General features: G+C 67.0%; 19 protein-coding genes. 6 read left to right on the plus strand and 13 right to left on the minus strand.

The genetic code is table 11. The annotated features are described in order from the left end of the window. The 6 genes from rpsP to TY51_RS09905 all read right to left on the minus strand — a co-directional run bounded on the left by rpsP (position 1) and on the right by TY51_RS09905 (position 3,939). Positions 1-357, minus strand: a complete 357-nt coding sequence (gene rpsP, locus TY51_RS09880; RefSeq protein ID WP_042249022.1) for a 30S ribosomal protein S16 — start codon at positions 355-357, stop codon at positions 1-3. Between the two features lie 28 nt (positions 358-385). Further along, positions 386-682 (minus strand): chorismate mutase, encoded by a 297-nt coding sequence (locus TY51_RS09885; RefSeq protein WP_042249024.1) that lies wholly within the window; start codon positions 680-682, stop codon positions 386-388. Beyond that, entirely contained in the window at positions 679-1,212 is a 534-nt protein-coding gene (locus TY51_RS09890; protein ID WP_042249025.1) for a GNAT family N-acetyltransferase, read from the minus strand. Before TY51_RS09890 ends, TY51_RS09885 begins: the two co-directional genes overlap by 4 nt. Beyond that, a complete protein-coding gene (gene ffh, locus TY51_RS09895) occupies positions 1,209-2,705 on the minus strand; it encodes a signal recognition particle protein (protein WP_042249028.1) in 1,497 nt (498 codons plus the stop codon). Before ffh ends, TY51_RS09890 begins: the two co-directional genes overlap by 4 nt. 163 nt (positions 2,706-2,868) lie before the next feature. Further along, entirely contained in the window at positions 2,869-3,279 is a 411-nt protein-coding gene (locus TY51_RS09900) for a TonB C-terminal domain-containing protein (RefSeq protein ID WP_042249030.1), read from the minus strand. Between the two features lie 72 nt (positions 3,280-3,351). Further along, positions 3,352-3,939: an FMN-dependent NADH-azoreductase gene (locus tag TY51_RS09905; RefSeq protein ID WP_042249032.1), complete on the minus strand. Its 588-nt coding sequence runs from the start codon at positions 3,937-3,939 to the stop codon at positions 3,352-3,354. A 103-nt stretch (positions 3,940-4,042) separates the two neighbouring features. On the opposite strand from TY51_RS09905, the gene TY51_RS09910 reads away from it, so the two are divergent. The 3 genes from TY51_RS09910 to TY51_RS09920 all read left to right on the plus strand — a co-directional run bounded on the left by TY51_RS09910 (position 4,043) and on the right by TY51_RS09920 (position 6,722). After that, entirely contained in the window at positions 4,043-4,888 is an 846-nt protein-coding gene (locus TY51_RS09910) for a LysR family transcriptional regulator (RefSeq protein WP_042249069.1), read from the plus strand. 88 nt (positions 4,889-4,976) lie between these two features. Next, entirely contained in the window at positions 4,977-5,870 is an 894-nt protein-coding gene (locus TY51_RS09915; RefSeq protein WP_042249035.1) for a DMT family transporter, read from the plus strand. A gap of 81 nt (positions 5,871-5,951) precedes the next feature. Next, positions 5,952-6,722 carry a division plane positioning ATPase MipZ gene (locus tag TY51_RS09920; protein ID WP_042249038.1) on the plus strand — a complete coding sequence of 257 codons (771 nt, stop codon included), beginning with the start codon at positions 5,952-5,954 and terminating at the stop codon, positions 6,720-6,722. Positions 6,723-6,774: 52 nt separating this feature from the next. Here TY51_RS09920 and TY51_RS09925 read toward each other — a convergent pair whose 3' ends face one another. The 7 genes from TY51_RS09925 to TY51_RS09955 all read right to left on the minus strand — a co-directional run bounded on the left by TY51_RS09925 (position 6,775) and on the right by TY51_RS09955 (position 12,871). Beyond that, the gene (locus TY51_RS09925) at positions 6,775-8,112 is read right to left on the minus strand and encodes a pyruvate dehydrogenase complex dihydrolipoamide acetyltransferase (protein ID WP_042249041.1); all 1,338 of its coding nucleotides are present in this window, start codon (positions 8,110-8,112) and stop codon (positions 6,775-6,777) included. A gap of 12 nt (positions 8,113-8,124) precedes the next feature. Beyond that, the gene (locus tag TY51_RS09930) at positions 8,125-9,510 is read right to left on the minus strand and encodes a pyruvate dehydrogenase complex E1 component subunit beta (protein WP_042249043.1); all 1,386 of its coding nucleotides are present in this window, start codon (positions 9,508-9,510) and stop codon (positions 8,125-8,127) included. A 13-nt stretch (positions 9,511-9,523) separates the two neighbouring features. After that, the gene (pdhA, locus tag TY51_RS09935) at positions 9,524-10,558 is read right to left on the minus strand and encodes a pyruvate dehydrogenase (acetyl-transferring) E1 component subunit alpha (RefSeq protein ID WP_042249046.1); all 1,035 of its coding nucleotides are present in this window, start codon (positions 10,556-10,558) and stop codon (positions 9,524-9,526) included. Between the two features lie 84 nt (positions 10,559-10,642). After that, positions 10,643-10,936, minus strand: a complete 294-nt coding sequence (locus TY51_RS09940) for a septum formation initiator family protein (RefSeq protein WP_042249049.1) — start codon at positions 10,934-10,936, stop codon at positions 10,643-10,645. Positions 10,937-10,995: 59 nt separating this feature from the next. Beyond that, complete coding sequence (gene rlmJ, locus TY51_RS09945; RefSeq protein ID WP_042249052.1) at positions 10,996-11,775, minus strand: 23S rRNA (adenine(2030)-N(6))-methyltransferase RlmJ; 780 nt, start codon at positions 11,773-11,775, stop codon at positions 10,996-10,998. A gap of 39 nt (positions 11,776-11,814) precedes the next feature. After that, positions 11,815-12,030: a DUF2945 domain-containing protein gene (locus TY51_RS09950; protein WP_042249055.1), complete on the minus strand. Its 216-nt coding sequence runs from the start codon at positions 12,028-12,030 to the stop codon at positions 11,815-11,817. Positions 12,031-12,643: 613 nt separating this feature from the next. After that, on the minus strand, positions 12,644-12,871 hold the full coding sequence (locus TY51_RS09955) for a DUF1127 domain-containing protein (RefSeq protein WP_042246377.1): 228 nt from the start codon (positions 12,869-12,871) through the stop codon (positions 12,644-12,646). A 338-nt stretch (positions 12,872-13,209) separates the two neighbouring features. On the opposite strand from TY51_RS09955, the gene TY51_RS09960 reads away from it, so the two are divergent. The 3 genes from TY51_RS09960 to rsmH all read left to right on the plus strand — a co-directional run. Next, positions 13,210-14,301, plus strand: a complete 1,092-nt coding sequence (locus TY51_RS09960; protein ID WP_042249058.1) for an Mrp/NBP35 family ATP-binding protein — start codon at positions 13,210-13,212, stop codon at positions 14,299-14,301. A 618-nt stretch (positions 14,302-14,919) separates the two neighbouring features. Then, positions 14,920-15,432, plus strand: coding sequence for a division/cell wall cluster transcriptional repressor MraZ (locus TY51_RS09965; RefSeq protein ID WP_042249060.1), 513 nt, complete (start codon positions 14,920-14,922; stop codon positions 15,430-15,432). A gap of 3 nt (positions 15,433-15,435) precedes the next feature. Beyond that, on the plus strand, positions 15,436-16,189 hold a 754-nt coding region (gene rsmH / locus TY51_RS09970; protein WP_042249063.1), incomplete at its 3' end, for a 16S rRNA (cytosine(1402)-N(4))-methyltransferase RsmH.

Consider the following 16,189-nt stretch of genomic DNA (forward strand, 5'->3'; position numbering starts at 1 on the left):
TCACTCGGCGTCTGCCGGTGCTGCGGCCTTCTTGGCCTTTTCGTCGGCGCGGGCCTTGGCTTTCTTGCCGGGCTCTGCCTTCTTCATGTTCTTGCGCTCTGCCTTGTCCTTGACGCCTGCGGCTTCCAGGAAGCGGGCGACGCGGTCGGTCGGCTGCGCGCCGTGGCTCAGCCAGTACTGGATGCGCTCGACGTCCATCTTGACGCGGTCTTCGCTGTCTTTCGCCAGCAGCGGGTTGTAGGTGCCCAGCTTCTCGATGAAGCGGCCGTCGCGCGGCATGCGCGAATCCGATGCGACGATGGCGTAATGCGGGCGCTTCTTGCTGCCACCACGGGCCAGGCGGATCTTCATGGACATCAGATAGTCTCCTTGGGTTGTCGTCCGGTCAGGACTGATAATGTTCGTGGTGCCGAATGACTTCGGCGATCACGAAGGTCAGGAATTTGCGCGCGAATTCCGGGTCGAGATCGGCCTCGCGCGCGAGGCGTTCCAGGCGTTCGATCTGGCTTGCCTCGCGCGAGGGATCGGACGGCGGAAGGTCGTGCCGGGCCTTGAGACGGCCGACGGACTGGGTGTGCTTGAACCGTTCGGCCAGCGTATAGACCAGGATGGCGTCAAGCCGGTCGATGCTGGCACGGTGGTCGCGCAGCAGGTCGGCCGCGCGGGTGGTTGCGTCGGTCATGCGGCCTCCGGGCTGTGACGATAGACGAGGCAGGGCTTGTCAAAGACCGGCTGGCGCGCGCCCCGGTCGCGCACCGCGCCAAGCCGTTCGGCCAGCGCGATCGACCGGGCATTGTCCGGGTCGATATAGCTGACGGCCGTGGTCCAGCCCAGGTCGCGGAACGCATGGGCGCGCACCGCGCGGGCGCCTCGGCGACATAGCCGCGCCTCGGCGGCCTGCGACCAGACAGTCCAGCCCAGTTCCTGCTCGGGCCAGCCGTCGGGGTACCACGGGCCGGTCATACCCAAAGGCGTGTCGTCGCCCTTCAGGCAGAACACGAACATCCCGAACCCGCGCATCACCCAATGGCCGGTCAGGTGGCCGAATGCCCGCCAATAGGCGCCGGGCTTGGGCTCGGGCGAACCGCCGCCCACGTATTGCGCGCGATCCGACTGGTAGAAGCTGCGCCAATGCGGCCAGTCGCTGCCCTGCGGTGCGCGCAGGGTCAGGCGTTCCGTTTCCAGAACCGGGGTGGGGGACAGCGTGATCATTTCTTGCCGAACAATCCGCCCAGGCCGCCGGGCAGGCCCGCGCGGCCCAGTTGCCCGCCCAGACCCTTGGGGTCGGCCAGCATCTTCTGTGCCTCGGCCATCTTGGCCGGGTCCAGGTTGTCCATGTCGGGCAGGCCGCCGCCCTTGCCGGACATGGCGCGCATGGCCTGCTTCATCAGCCCGCCCTTGCCCATCTTGCCCAGCTTCTTCATCGTGTCGGCCATCTGCTTCTGCATCTTCAGCAGCTTGTTCAGGTCCGACACGTCCAGGCCCGCGCCTGCGGCGATCCGCTTTTTGCGGCTGGCCTGCAGCAGATCCGGGTTGGCGCGTTCCTTTTTCGTCATCGAATTGATCAGCGCCAGCTGGTGCTTGACCACCTTGTCGTCATAACCGGCAGCCTCGGCCTGCTTGGCCATCTTGGCCATTCCGGGCATCATGCCCATGACCGACTGCATGCCGCCCATCTTCTGCATCTGTTCCAGCTGGCCGCGCAGGTCGTTCATGTTGAACAGACCCTTCTGGAACCGCTTCATCATGCGCTCGGCCTGCTCGACCTCCAGCACCTGCTGGGCCTTCTCGACCAGAGCCACGATGTCGCCCATGCCCAGGATGCGGCCCGCGACGCGGCTGGCGTCAAAGGTTTCCAGCGCGTCCATCTTTTCGCCCAAGCCGACGAAGCGGATCGGCTTGCCGGTCACGGCGCGCATCGACAGGGCGGCGCCGCCACGTCCGTCGCCGTCCATCCGGGTCAGCACGACTCCGGTGACGCCGACCTTGGCGTCGAATTCGGTGGCGACGTTGACCGCGTCCTGGCCGGTCAGGCCGTCGACGACCAGCAGCGTTTCCCGCGGGTTCGCAATGTCGCGAACCTGCTGGACCTGGGTCATCAGCGCCTCGTCGATATGCAGGCGGCCGGCGGTATCCAGCATCAGCACATCATAGCCGCCCAAGCCCGCCTGCGTCTTGGCGCGCTGCGCGATCTGCACGGCGGTCTGGCCCATCACGATGGGCAGCGTGTCGACGCCGATCTGCTGGCCCAGGATGGCCAGCTGCTCCATCGCGGCGGGGCGGTTGGTGTCCAGGGACGCCATCAGCACGCGCTTTTTCTCGCGGTCCTTCAGGCGCAGGGCCAGCTTGGCGGTCGTGGTGGTCTTGCCCGAACCCTGCAGGCCGACCATCAGGATGGCGGCGGGCGGGTTGTCGATGCGCAGCGCCTCGGGGGCGTCGTCGCCCTGCAGCACGCGGATCAGCTCGTCATGGACGATCTTGACGACCTGCTGGCCGGGGCTGACCGATTTCGTGACCGCGGCGCCGGTGGCCTTGGCGGTGACCGCCTTGACGAAATTGCGCGCCACCGGCAGCGAGACGTCGGCCTCCAGCAGGGCCACGCGCACCTCGCGCATGGCGGCGGTGACGTCATCCTCGGACAGGGCACCCTGTTTGGTCAGCCGGTCGAAGACGCCGCCCAAGCGATCGGAAAGGTTCTCGAACATGGCCGGGCCTCCTATGGCTCCAAATCGGTTTAGCCCCCGTGGGCGCAACGCGCTGACGGGGGGCGATCCCCGCATCTGGCGCAGGGACCGGAAGACGGTGCTTCCGGGAATCCGGGGATGTTTACGTGATCACCCGCCGCGAGTCAATCGCCGGCCATCGCGGTCATCCGCGCGTGGTGCCAAGTTGAAACGATACGCTGACCGAATTCGAGGTCATGTCCGCCGTGAACGGGGGAATCCCGCTGTCGCGGGCCAGGGCGCGTTGGACCGCGTCGTCGATCGAGGGGCGGCCTGAACTGCGGGTGATCATGACCTGTTCGATCACGCCCGCCCGGCTGATGATCAGCGAAACGTCCATCGACAGGTTGTTGACTGTCCCTTGGGCCGCCAGCGCGGAGTTCGCGCGGCGCAGGGCCCCGGACAAGGCCCGATCGGTCGCGCGCATCCATTCGTCGTAATCCGCAGGCTGTGCCTGGCCGCCGAATGAGGTCTGCGAAAATGCCGGAGTGGCAACGGAAACGACCGCCGGTGCAAGCAGCAGGGCGGCGGTCGCAACGAAGGAAATAAGGCGCATGTAATTGTCCAGACTAATGACGAATGCCCCGACGATAGGGGGGCAGTGCTGCCCCGTCCAATGCGCTCTGCGTCAGGCCGCGATCTGGTCCAGCGCCTGTTGCGCACGTGCCATGCCGGCCTCGCGGTCCATGGCCAGGCCGTCGGCCGCCACGAAGGTCACGTCGGTGATCCCCAGAAAGCCCAGCATGTGGCGCAGATAGCCCGAGGCGTGGTCAAGGTCCGACCCCATCGGCGTGCCCGCGGCGGTATAGGCGACGAAGGCGCGCTTGCCCGTCAGCAGACCCTCGGGGCCCTCGGCGGTATAGCGGAAGCTGACGCCGGCGCGGGCGATCTGGTCCAGCCAGGTCTTCAGCTGCGACGGCAGGAAGAAGTTGTAGACCGGCAGGCCGATGACCAACGTGTCGGCGGCCTGAACCTCGGCCAAGAGCGTGTTCGAGGTATCGATCTGCGCCTGCTGCTGCGGGGTCGGGTCGTCGGTGCCCACGCGCACGCCCTTGAACCATGCGGTGTCGATGGCGGGCACACCTTGGCTGAGGTCGCGATAGGTCACCGTCGCGTCGGGATTGGCGGCGGTCAGGCGCGCCAGGATGTCGGCGGTCAGCTGACGCGAGACCGAGGCGTCGGCGGTGATGGCACTGTCGAGATGCAGGATGTTCATGGCAAGCTCCGGGGATGGATTGTTTCTGCGTTGCAGCAGATTTAGGTCTATGCACCCGCGAACGTAAGGGGGATAACTGCGCATTCACTGTGCGGGGATGCACATGCAGATCGACTCTTGGGACGATATCCGGGTGGCCCTGGCCGTCGCGCGCACCGGAACGGTCAGCGGCGCGGCCGCCGATCTGGGGGTCCACCACGCCACCGTGATCCGCCGCATCGACGCGCTGGAGACCGCCCTGCGCGCCCGCCTGTTCCAGCGCCACACCCGCGGCTATGCCCTGACCGAGGCCGGGCGCACCCTGCTGGCGGCGGCGGGTGCCGCAGACGAGCGGTTCGCCAAGATGGCCGCCCAGATCGCCGGCGCCGGAGAACGGATCGAGGGAGAGCTGATCGTCACCTCGCTGCCGGAGCTGGTCGATTTGGTCATGCCGCGGCTGATCGCGCTGATGGCGCGCCATCCCGACCTGCGCCTGACCTATGCCACCGACGCGCGCCTGTTCCGTCTGGGCGCCGGAGAGGCGCATATCGCCATCCGCGGCGGGGCCGAGCCGACCGAGCCCGACTATGTCGTGCGGGCGATGGGGCGGATGGGGCACGTGATGTATGCCGCGGCCGCGTATCTGGACCGGCACGGGCCGGTCGACGACCCCCGCGACCACCGTTTCGCCCTGCCAGGCCCCGAGGCGCGTGGCGCGCCCTACATGCGCTGGCTGCAGGACCGCATCGGCCCCGAGAACATCGTGGTGACGGCCAACGAGGCCACCGCGCGCGAGGCCGTGATCCGCGCCGGACTGGCGGTCGGCGCCTTGCCCGACAGCCTGGCGCATGGACTGCTGCCCGCGCTGAGCCTGCCGGAATGGGATTCGAACCTGTGGCTGGTCACCCATGTCGACCTGCACCGCACCCCCAAGGTCCAGGCCGCATTGGCGGCGCTGCGCGACGGCTGAGCCCTTTCCCTCGGCCCCAGCTTGGGGCAGCGTGCGCCGCAGGAGGACCCATGACCCATTCCCGCCCATCCCCCGACCGGACCGCCCGATGATCACCGCACGGATGAGCGCATCGGACTGGGGCCTGCTGCTGCTGCTGTCGCTGATCTGGGGCGGGTCGTTCTTTCTGATCGCGCTGATCGTGGGGCATATGCCGGTCCTGTGGGTGGTGGCGCTGCGCGTGATGATCGCGGCCGCCGTCCTGTGGGCCATCGTGCTGGCGACCGGGCGGGCGCTGCCGCGTGGCGCAGGCCTGTGGGGCGCGTTCCTGGTCATGGGCGTGCTGAACAATGCCATCCCGTTCGGGCTGATCGTCTGGGCGCAGGGGTTCATTCCGGCGGGGCTGGCCTCCATCCTGAACGCGACGACGCCGCTGTTCACGGTGCTGGTCTCCACGCTGGTGCTGGCGGACGAGCGCGCGGGGCTGATGCGGCTGGCCGGGGTCGCCCTGGGGCTGGGCGGCGTCGCGGTGATGATCGGCGTGGACGAGCTGGCGGGCCAGGGCCACGGCGTGCTGCCGCAGTTGGCGATGCTGGGGGCCGCGATCAGCTATGCCTGGGCCGCGGCCTTCGGGCGGCGGTTCCGCGCGCAGGGCGTCGATCCGCTGGTGACGGCGGCGGGGATGGTGACGGGGACCAGCATCGTGCTGCTGCCGCTGGCGCTGTTGCACGACGGGTTGCCGCCGGCGGCGCCCGCGCAGGTCTGGCTGGCGCTGAGCCTGCTGGGGCTGGTCTGCACGGGGCTGGCCTATGTGCTGTTCTTTCGCATCCTGGGCCGGGCGGGGGCGACGAACATCTCTCTGGTCACGTTCCTGGTGCCGGTGTCGGCGATCCTGCTGGGCTGGCTGTTCCTGGACGAGGTGCTTGGCCTGCCGCAGGTGCTGGGCATGGCGGTCATCGGGCTGGGGCTGGCGATGATCGACGGGCGGCTGCTGAGACGCTAGGTCGATACCGGGCACGCGGCGGCTTTTCATCCGGCGGCGTGGTCGCTAGGTTTCCCGTCGGGACAGCACAAGAGGCGGCTCGTGGCGCATATCATCGTGGTCGGAAACGAGAAGGGCGGCTCGGGCAAGTCCACCACCTCGATGCATGTGGCGACCGCGCTGGCGCGGATGGGGCATCGGGTCGGGGGGCTGGATCTGGACGTCCGCCAGCGCAGCTTTGGCCGCTATCTGGAAAATCGCGCGGCGTTCTGCGCTCGCCGGGGGCTGGACCTGCCCATGCCTTTCATTGCCCTGCTGGGCGACGGGGCGGACCCCCTGACCCCCGCGTTGCGGCAGCTGGAGCAGGATTGCGCCTTCATCCTGATCGACTGCCCCGGATCGCACACCAAGCTGAGCCAGATGGCGCATACCGTCGCCGACACGTTGATCACGCCGCTGAACGACAGCTTTGTCGATTTCGACCTGCTGGCGCGCATGTCGCCCGATGGCGACGTGCTGGGTCCGTCGATCTATGCCGAGATGGTCTGGAACGCGCGCCAGCTGCGCGCGCAGGCGGGGGCGGGGCCCATCGACTGGCTGGTGCTGAGGAACCGCCTCGGCACCCAGCAGATGCACAACAAGCGCAAGGTCGGCGGCGCGCTGGCCGACCTGTCCAAGCGCATAGGGTTTCGCGTGGCGCCCGGCTTCTCCGAACGCGTGATCTTTCGCGAGCTGTTTCCGAACGGGCTGACCCTGCTGGACCTCAAGGACGTCGGGACCGACGCCATGAGCATGTCACAGATCGCCGCCCGCCAGGAATTGCGCGACCTGATCAAGGAATTGCGCCTGCCGGGCGTCGCCGTCACGTTCTGACAACGAAAGACGGCGGGCCGATGGCCCGCCGTCTGTTCCGTTCGAATGCTGGTCAGGCCAGCATGCCCATCGGGTTTTCCAGATGGGCGACGATCGCCTCCAGCAGTTGCGCGCCAAGCGCACCGTCGATCACGCGGTGGTCGACCGACAGGGTCATCGACATGACGTTGCGCACGACGACCTCTCCCTTTTCGACGACCGGGGTGGGGATGCCCGCGCCCACGGCCAGGATCGCGCCATGCGGCGGGTTGATGACCGCGTCGAAATTCTCGATTCCGAACATGCCCAGGTTGCTGATCGCAAAGCTGCCGCCCTGATATTCGTGCGGGGCCAGCTTCTTGGACTTCGCGCGACCGGCCAGATCCTTCATCTGCGCGGACAGCGCCGACAGGGTCTTCTGGTGCGCGTCCTTCAGCACGGGCGTGAACAGCCCGCCCTCGATCGCGACGGCCACGGCCACGTCCGACGGTTTCAGCTTGAGGATGCGATCCCCCGCCCAGACCGCGTTCGCGTCCGGCACCTGCTGCAAGGCCAGCGCGCTGGCCTTGATGATGAAGTCGTTGACCGACAGCTTGATGCCCCGGCCTTCCAGCTGCTTGTTCAGCGTGGCCCGGAACTCCATCAGCGCATCCAGCTTGGCCGAACGGCGCAGGTAGAAATGCGGGATGGTCTGCTTGGCCTCGGACAGGCGGGCGGCGATGGTGCGGCGCATGCCGTCCAGGGCCACCTCCTCGGTCTCGCGGTCGGCATACATCTTCAGCACGGCCTCGGTCGACAGGCCCTTGGGGGCCTGGGCCGGTGCTGCGGCTGCTGCTGCCGCGGGGGCTGCCTTGGCCTCGGGCTGGGCCGCTGCGGCGGCGGGCTTGGCTGCGCCGGGTTGGGCGTTCTCGACATCGGCCTTGACGATGCGGCCACGGGGGCCGCTGCCCTGCACCTGGCTCAGGTCCAGACCCTTGTCCTTGGCGATCCGCCGCGCCAGGGGCGAGGCGAACACCCGGTCGCCCTTGGGCGCGTCAGCCTTGGCATCACCGGCCACCGGCGCGCCGATCGGACCGCCATAGCCCTTCTCCGCGGGCTCGGGTTCTGCATCCGTCTTGGGCTTGGGGTCTTCCTTGGCCTTGGGCGCCTCGATGTCGCCGGCCTCCTCGCCGTCCTCCAGCAGGACGGCGATGGCGGTGTTGACCTTGACCGCCGAGGTACCCTCGGCGATCAGGATCTTGCCGATGCGGCCTTCGTCGACGGCCTCGAACTCCATCGTGGCCTTGTCAGTCTCGATCTCGGCGATCACGTCGCCGGACTTGACCGTGTCGCCTTCCTTGACCAGCCACTTGGCCAGCGTGCCCTCCTCCATCGTCGGGGAGAGGGCGGGCATCAGGATTTCCGTGGGCATCGCGCAGCTCCCTTACTTGTAGGTGACTTTTTTCACGGCTTCGACGATCTCGGCGGGCGTGATCAGCGCGTGCTTTTCCAGGTTGGCGGCATAGGGCATCGGCACGTCCTTGCCGGTGCAGCAGATGACCGGCGCGTCCAGATAGTCGAACGCGTTCTCCATCAGATAGGCCGAGATGTGGTTGCCGATGGCGCCCACGGGGAAGCCTTCCTCGACGGTCACGCACCGGTTGGTGCGCTTGACCGACGACAGGATCGCGTCATAGTCCAGCGGACGCAGGGTGCGCAGGTCGATCACGTCGGCCTCGATCCCCTCCTCGGCCAGCTTGGCCGCGGCCTCCAGCGCATGGGCCACGCCGATGCCGAAGCTGACCAGCGTCACGTCGTCGCCCGACCGGACCGTGTTGGCCTTGCCGAAGGGGATCGTGAAGTCCGGCAGGTCCGGAACCTCGAAGCTGCGCCCGTAAAGGATCTCGTTCTCCAGGAAGATGACCGGGTTGTTGTCGCGGATCGCCTGTTTCATCAGGCCCTTCGCGTCGGCCGCCGAATAGGGCATCACCACCTTGAGGCCCGGGATGGCCGCGTACCATGCGGCGTAATCCTGGCTGTGCTGCGCGCCCACGCGGGCGGCGGCACCGTTCGGGCCGCGGAACACGATCGGACAGCCCATCTGGCCCCCCGACATGTACAGCGTCTTGGCGGCCGAGTTGATGATGTGGTCGATCGCCTGCATGGCGAAGTTGAAGGTCATGAACTCGACGATCGGGCGCAGACCGGCCAGCGCCGCCCCGGTGCCGATGCCGGCAAAGCCGATCTCGGAGATGGGGGTGTCCACGACGCGCTTGGGTCCGAACCGTTCCAGCAGGCCCTGGCTGATCTTGTAGGCGCCCTGGTACTCGCCCACTTCCTCGCCCATCAGGAAGACGGTGTCGTCGCGGTCCATCTCTTCGGCCATGGCCTCGCGCAGGGCTTCCCGCACGGTCATGGTCTTCATCTTGGTGCCTTCCGGCCAGTCGGGGCTGCGCGGCTTGGGCTGCGGGGTCACGACCTCCTCGATGGCGGACTGGCCGGGCTGGGCGCCCTCGTCCTTCTTGGGGGCCTTGGCTTCGGCGGGCTTCTCCTCGGCCTTGGGGGCGGGGGCCGCGTCGGCGTCTTCTCCCTCCTCGACCAGCAGGGCGATGGGGGTGTTCACGGCGACGCCCTGGGTGCCTTCGGCCACCAGCAGCTTGCCCATGATCCCCTCATCGACGGCCTCGAACTCCATCGTGGCCTTGTCGGTCTCGATCTCGGCGATGACGTCGCCGGATTTCACCGCGTCGCCCTCTTTCTTCAGCCATTTCGCCAGCGTGCCTTCCTCCATCGTGGGGGACAGGGCGGGCATCAGGATTTCAATTGCCATGTGACGGTCCCCCTCAGGCGTTCTCTTCGGCGCTGCCCTGGGGCAGTTCGTCGGCATAGATGTCGGTCCACAGCTCGGCCAGGTCGGGCTCGGGGCTGTCCTTGGCGAATTCGGCGGAATCGTTGACGATGTCCTTGATTTCCTTGTCCAGCGCCTTGAGATCCTCCTCGGTCGCATGCTTGCCGGTCAGCAGCATGTCGCGGATGTTCTCGATCGGGTCGCGCTCGTCGCGCATCTTCTGGACCTCCTCGCGGGTCCGGTACTTGGCCGGATCCGACATCGAGTGCCCGCGATAGCGGTAGGTCATGACCTCAAGGATGTAGGGACCCTTGCCGGCGCGGCAATGCGCCACGGCCTTTTCGCCCGCCGCCTTGACGGCCAGCACGTCCATGCCGTCGACCTGTTCGCCGGGGATGCCGAAGGCCTCGCCGCGACCGAAGAAGGTCGTCGATTTCGTGGACCGCTTGACCGACATGCCCATGGCATACTGGTTGTTCTCGATCACGAAGACGACCGGCAGGTCCCACAGCTCGGCCATGTTGTAGGTCTCGTAGACCTGGCCCTGATTGGCCGCGCCGTCGCCGAAATAGGTGAAGGTGACGTTGTCATTGCCCAGATACTTGTCGGCGAAGGCCAGACCGGCGCCAAGCGGCACCTGCGCCGCGACGATGCCGTGGCCGCCATAGAAATGCTTTTCGCGGCTGAACATGTGCATGCTGCCGCCCTTGCCCTTGGAATAGCCGTCCTGACGACCGGTCAGTTCGGCCATAACGCCGCGCGCCTCCATCCCGCAGGCCAGCATGTGACCGTGGTCACGATAGCTGGTGATGCGCTTGTCGCCTTCCTTGGCGCAGGCCTCCAGGCCCACGACGACCGCTTCCTGGCCGATGTACAGGTGACAGAACCCGCCGATCAGGCCCATGCCGTACAGCTGTCCGGCCTTTTCCTCGAATCGGCGGATCAGCAGCATGTCGCGATAGTATTTCAGCAACTCTTCCTTCGACGTGTTCGAAGGAGCCTCCTGCTGGGGGCTTGGTTTTCTGGCCATGCGGCGTGTCCTCCTGGAAGCGTGGCGGATAGTTCAGCGTTAAACTATCCGTAGCGCATCACCGACAGCCGTGCAATCCCGGCCCTAGCGCAGCAGGATCTCGTCCGCGCGCAGCAGGCCCAGCACCTCGCGGGCGCGTTCGTCCAGCAGGTCCAGGTCCAGGTAATCGTCCGACAGGCGGCGGGTCAGGTTCTGCATCCGCGTCACGTCCGCCTGCAGCACGTCGCGGGCCTCGCGCAGGTCCTCGGTCTCGGCCTGGATCTGGATGCGGCGCAGGATGCCCGAGGGGCCCTGCACCGCCGCATAGGCGAAATACAGCCCCAGCAGGACGGTCAGGACCAGGAAAATGGTGGCGCCGATGGACAGACGTTGGGGCATGGCAGGAATCCTTGTGGCCGGGCGATTATGCCACAGCGCAATCGGCGGGGGAATCCCCGTCAGGCGCGGTCGCGGAACATCGCCTCGATCTGGCGGGCGTGGTCGGCCAGGCCCCAGGGGGCGTTCAGCACGAACATGCCCGATCCGATCATCGAATGGCCGGGCCGGGCCGGGGGGAACGACACCTCGGACAGCAGGGCGTCGGGAAAATCGCTGACCAGCTGCGCCGTCATGCCCATGTGGCGATGATCCGTCAGGATCGGATACCACAGCGCGATGACGCCCACGTTCCATTTGCGCGCGATCAGGCCGATCTGGCGCGGGATCGCGGCATAGTCCGCCTTGACCTCATAGCTGGGGTCGATCAGCAGCATGCCACGGCGCGGATCGGGCGGGCAGACCGCCTGCGCCATCGCGAATCCGTCCTGCTGGTGCAGGGTCGCGAACCCCGCCACGCGGCGCAGCGCCTGGAATTCCGCGGGATGCAGTTCGGCCAGATGGGCCTTGTCCTCGTATCGCAGGAAATGCCCCGCGATCAGCGGAGAGCCGGGATAGGACTGTTCGCCCCGCAATGCCCGCACGCCCTGCAGCGCGCGCATCAGCGGATGGTCGTCCGGCAACCACTGTTCGACGGTGGCGCGGGCGATGCCCTGGGCGGCCTCCTGCGTCTTCTGCGCCTCGGCCCCTGTCAGGTCGTAAAGGCCGCGCCCCGCATGGGTTTCCAGATAGGACAACGGCTTGTCCTTGCGGGTCAGGTAATCCAGCGCGACCGCCAGCAGCGCGTGCTTGTGCAGGTCGGCCAGGTTCCCGGCATGATAGGCGTGTTGATAGCTGAGCATCCGCCAGCCATAGCGCGGCCGCGGGGCGGGGAAAAGCCGTCAATCGGCGCGGCGCAGCTCCGACCGGCCCTTGAGCACCTGCGCGCCGTCGTCCTGCTCGATCAGATAGGCGGGATCGTCCCTGGACGCCTTACGGCTGATCTTGCTGCCCTTGATCGTCCGTTGGACGTCATCGGTGAAGATCTCGGTGATCTTTCCGGTCGCCTTATGGCCCGACCAGTCCCATTCCACCTTGGTTCCCCTGCGCAGAATCATGCGGCCTCCGACTGCGTGTCGGAGGCAATGCGTCATGTCGGCGATGGGTTCCGGAAGGAAGGCGCGGCGACCTCCAGGGAGGAGGAGGGAGGTCGCCGCTGAACGCTGGCCCAGGGAGGAGGAGGGGCCGCGTATGGGTCGCGGTTCCGGCCAGGGAGGAGGAGAGGCCATCACCGCTAACGACCAGGCAGGGAGGAGGAGAGCCCGTCGTATCCGTGTGCCGCAATCGGGGCGGCTATGAAGGCGCGGCGACCTCCAGGGAGGAGGAGGGAGGTCGCCGCTGAACGCTGGCCCAGGGAGGAGGAGGGGCCGCGTATGGGGTGCGGTAGGGCCAGGGAGGAGGAGAGGCCGTACCGCGAACGCCGGGTCCGGGAGGGAGGAGGAGAGGACCGGGCGTATCAGCGTGCCGCAAATGGGGCGGCTATGAAACTTTTTGCGGCGACCCCTGGGAGGGAGGAGCGGGGCCGCCGCCTGGCACATGAACCCGGGGAGGAGGATCGGGTTCCTGCGCGTCTGGGCGGCATCCTCCAGGGAGGAGGAGAGGAGGATGCCGCCGGTCCCGGACCCAGGGAGGAGGAGAGGGCCGGGAATGCGAATTCTTGGTGTCCCAGGTTTACTGGGCCGAGCCCCATGCCGCTTCGTGCGCCAGGCGGGTGATCATCGAGCGGTTGATGCCCAGATCGTCCAGGTCGCGGGTGGTCAGGGCGTTCAGTTCACGCACGGTCTGGCGGTAGACCGCGCGGCGGGCGCGGTTTTCCTGCATCCGCTGGATCGCGCTCAGCAGGCGGCCACGCAGGCCGGCGTCGGCGGTGGCGTTGTGTGCTTGGGCGATAACAGCCATGGTCGTATCCTTTCGGTTCATCTCGTCTGCGCCGTTCCCGGATTGGCCCGGCGTTTCGTTGAGTTGAAGATGGCGCTATCGGGGCGGTTTCACAACGGACGGTTTCGTAATGCTGCCATGCAGCAATTGCATAGCCAAGGCTGACCTATCGTCTTCTTTAACGATGAATTAACGACATAAAATTGACACAGATACATCTGTTAGCGGTCACGCCGCAGTCGCAAAAATCGCCTGTTTGAAAGCGTTTAGCGCGGGTCTGTACGGATTGTCGCAGGGGTGTTGAGGGTCCGGCATCTATGCTTCATGCTGCCCGCCGAACAAAGACACAGGTCCTTCACATGCCCGTCACACGCGAAACGATCCTTACGGCAATCTCGGATATCGTCCTTCCGCAGGGGGGAACGCTGGGTCAGGCCGACCTGATCCGCGCGCTGACCATCGATCAGGACACCGTCCGATTCGTTCTGGAGGTCGAGAATGCGGCCACCGCACAGGCCATGGCCCCGGTCGAGACCGAGGCCCGCGCCCGGCTGGAACGCATCCCCGGCGTGGCCAAGGTCCAGATCGTCATGACCGCCCCCGCAAAGCCCGCGCCGCCCAAGGCGGTGTCGGGGCAGGGGGCCGCGCCGTCCCTGAAGATCGGTGGGCATCCCACGCCCCAGGCCGGTCCGCAGGCGATTCCCGGCGTGCGCCACATCATCGCCGTCGGATCGGGCAAGGGCGGCGTGGGGAAATCCACCGTCACCTCGAACCTGGCGGTGGCGCTGGCCCGCGCGGGCCGCAAGGTCGGCCTGCTGGACGCGGACATCTATGGCCCCTCGCAGCCGCGGATGATGGGCGTGTCGGGCCGGCCCGCCAGCCCCGACGGTCAGCGCATCGACCCGATGCACGCGCACGGCGTCACCGTCATGTCGATCGGGCTGATGCTGAAGGAGGGCGAGGCGCTGGTCTGGCGCGGGCCCATGCTGATGGGCGCGCTGCAGCAGTTGCTGCAGCAGGTGAACTGGGGAGAGCTGGACGTCCTGCTGATCGACCTGCCGCCCGGCACCGGCGACGTGCAGCTGTCGCTGTGCCAGAAGGCCCCCGTCACCGGCGCGATCATCGTGTCGACGCCGCAGGACGTGGCGCTGCTGGATGCGCGGCGCGCGATCGACATGTTCGGCAAGCTGAAGACCCCTGTCCTGGGCCTGATCGAGAACATGTCGACCTATATCTGCCCCAAATGCGGCCACGAGGCGCATCTGTTCGGCCATGGCGGCGTGGCCGCCGAGGCCGAGGCGCTGAACCTGCCGTTCCTGGGCGCGCTGCCGCTGGAGCTGGAGGTGCGGATGGCCGGCGATTCGGGCCGTCCGGTGGCCCTGGGTGACGGCGATGTCGCGCAGGCCTATGCCCGCCTGGCCGACCGCCTTGTGCAGGGCGGCATCGCCTGATCCTGGCCCGATCCGGGAAAGCACGGGACGGTCGGGAAATTGCGGGACGAGGGGGCGAAATGACCTCTCGTTGCCGTGATGTTTCGTGATCTGTTACGAAAGTTTCGCGAGCATTCCGGGATTTTGAACTTGCAGGACCGTGAACTGTGGTGAATTGGACCCAGTGACAGGCAAATTCCATCCGGCACTCGCCTTCTAGATGTAGTGTGGCTTTCCCGTCACTCCACCAAACTTTGTCCAAATCATGCCGCGAATGCGGTCTTTTTCGATTCGGAGGCCCTCAGTTCCCCCGGCGAAATGCGGCTGATGGCCCAAGAATACCGTTGCTTCCCATGAAATCCCATGTCACAACCGGATCACGAAAACGGGCAGTTCAAGGGGCACCAAGACCCCGGACAGGCGAAGCAGAGTTCATACAGGCAACCGTTTTCCAACATAGCCGGCCCGCGTGCGCGAGCAGCACCTCCCCCAGGTGGCGCGCGAAGGGTCGGCAACCACCCCGCAAAGGGGCCCGGGTAAATCGGGAACGAGGGCGGCGGATCGGGCAGTGGCAGCGGCCCGATCCGCCCTTTCTCTTTCGGACGTCCCGAAAGAGCAGGACAGTGAGGGCGGGCCCAGGTGGCGCGGAAGTTCAGAGGCACCGAAACCGTCAAGGTCGATGGCAAGGGTCGGATGTCGATCCCGGCCCGTCTGCGCCGCGTGTTCGATGCCGGCGATCCGTCATTTTCGGGAGCCAACACCGGACGCACGCAGCTGGTGGCCGTCTATGGCCCCGACTGGTGGAACTGGCTGGAGCTGTACACCATCGAGGCCATCGAACAGATCGACGAGCAGATCGACCGCCTGACCCGCGGCAGCCAGGAACGCCGCTGGCTGGAGTTGCTGATGAACGGACAATCCACAGACCTTGAGATCGACCGCGAAGGGCGCCTGGTCCTGCCCGCAAAGCTGCGCGACAGGCTGGGCTTTGCCGACGGGACCGAGACGATCTTTGAATCGCGCGGTGACTATATCCAGGTCTATCATCCCGAATCGCGTCCCAAGGACGTGCAGGCGCTGGAGGATTTCGCGGCCAGCAAGGGCCCCGAATTCGACCCCCGCGCCTTCCTGCAGCAATCGTCCGAGGGCTAGGGCATGGCGGATCCGCATATCCCCGTCCTGCTGGCGCCGCTGCTGCGTGCGACGGCCCCGATCGGCGGCGTCTGGCTGGACGGCACTTTCGGCGCGGGCGGCTATGCCCGCGGCCTGCTGGACGCGGGCGCCGACTTGGTGATCGGCGTCGACCGCGACCCGTCAGTGTTCCGCATGGCCGAGGAATGGCGCGGGCAGTATGGCGACCGGCTGCGGCTGGTAGAGGGCACGTTTTCGGACATGGATGTCCTGGCCGGGCAGCCGCTGGACGGGGTGGTGCTGGACCTGGGTGTCAGCTCGATGCAGCTGGACCAGGCGGATCGCGGGTTTTCCTTCATGCGTGACGGGCCGCTGGACATGCGGATGGGCGGCGATGTTCCCTCCGCCGCCGACCTGCTGAACAGCGCCGAAGAATCGGAAATCGCCGACGTGCTGTACCATTACGGCGAAGAGCGCGCCGCGCGTCGCATCGCGCGCGCCATCGTGGCCGCCCGCCCGCTGAACCGCACCACGCAGCTGACGCAGGTGGTCACCGGCTGCCTGCCGCGCGCCAAGCCGGGCCAAAGCCATCCCGCGACGCGCAGCTTTCAGGCGATCCGCATCTGGGTGAACGACGAGTTCGGCCAGCTGGTCGCGGGCCTGTCGGCCGCCGAGCGCGCGCTGAAGCCGGGCGGCCAGCTGGCCGTCGTCAGCTTTCATTCGCTGGAGGACCGGATCGTCAAGCGCTTCATGCAGGCCCGGTCGGATGCGGGTGGGG

It is taken from the genome of Paracoccus sp. PAMC 22219 (assembly GCF_000787695.1).
Taxonomy (GTDB): Bacteria; Pseudomonadota; Alphaproteobacteria; order Rhodobacterales; family Rhodobacteraceae; genus Paracoccus.

Coding starts and splice junctions, on each gene's coding strand:
- TY51_RS09930 (WP_042249043.1), bottom strand. CDS start 9,510: ATGGCAATTGAAATCCTGATGCCCGCCCTGTCCCCCACGATGGAGGAA.
- TY51_RS09905 (WP_042249032.1), bottom strand. CDS start 3,939: ATGAACATCCTGCATCTCGACAGTGCCATCACCGCCGACGCCTCGGTC.
- TY51_RS09890 (WP_042249025.1), bottom strand. CDS start 1,212: ATGATCACGCTGTCCCCCACCCCGGTTCTGGAAACGGAACGCCTGACC.
- ffh (WP_042249028.1), bottom strand. CDS start 2,705: ATGTTCGAGAACCTTTCCGATCGCTTGGGCGGCGTCTTCGACCGGCTG.
- TY51_RS09910 (WP_042249069.1), top strand. CDS start 4,043: ATGCAGATCGACTCTTGGGACGATATCCGGGTGGCCCTGGCCGTCGCG.
- pdhA (WP_042249046.1), bottom strand. CDS start 10,558: ATGGCCAGAAAACCAAGCCCCCAGCAGGAGGCTCCTTCGAACACGTCG.
- TY51_RS09955 (WP_042246377.1), bottom strand. CDS start 12,871: ATGGCTGTTATCGCCCAAGCACACAACGCCACCGCCGACGCCGGCCTG.
- TY51_RS09940 (WP_042249049.1), bottom strand. CDS start 10,936: ATGCCCCAACGTCTGTCCATCGGCGCCACCATTTTCCTGGTCCTGACC.
- rpsP (WP_042249022.1), bottom strand. CDS start 357: ATGTCCATGAAGATCCGCCTGGCCCGTGGTGGCAGCAAGAAGCGCCCG.
- TY51_RS09900 (WP_042249030.1), bottom strand. CDS start 3,279: ATGCGCCTTATTTCCTTCGTTGCGACCGCCGCCCTGCTGCTTGCACCG.
- TY51_RS09915 (WP_042249035.1), top strand. CDS start 4,977: ATGATCACCGCACGGATGAGCGCATCGGACTGGGGCCTGCTGCTGCTG.
- rlmJ (WP_042249052.1), bottom strand. CDS start 11,775: ATGCTCAGCTATCAACACGCCTATCATGCCGGGAACCTGGCCGACCTG.
- TY51_RS09885 (WP_042249024.1), bottom strand. CDS start 682: ATGACCGACGCAACCACCCGCGCGGCCGACCTGCTGCGCGACCACCGT.
- TY51_RS09925 (WP_042249041.1), bottom strand. CDS start 8,112: ATGCCCACGGAAATCCTGATGCCCGCCCTCTCCCCGACGATGGAGGAG.
- TY51_RS09950 (WP_042249055.1), bottom strand. CDS start 12,030: ATGATTCTGCGCAGGGGAACCAAGGTGGAATGGGACTGGTCGGGCCAT.
- TY51_RS09960 (WP_042249058.1), top strand. CDS start 13,210: ATGCCCGTCACACGCGAAACGATCCTTACGGCAATCTCGGATATCGTC.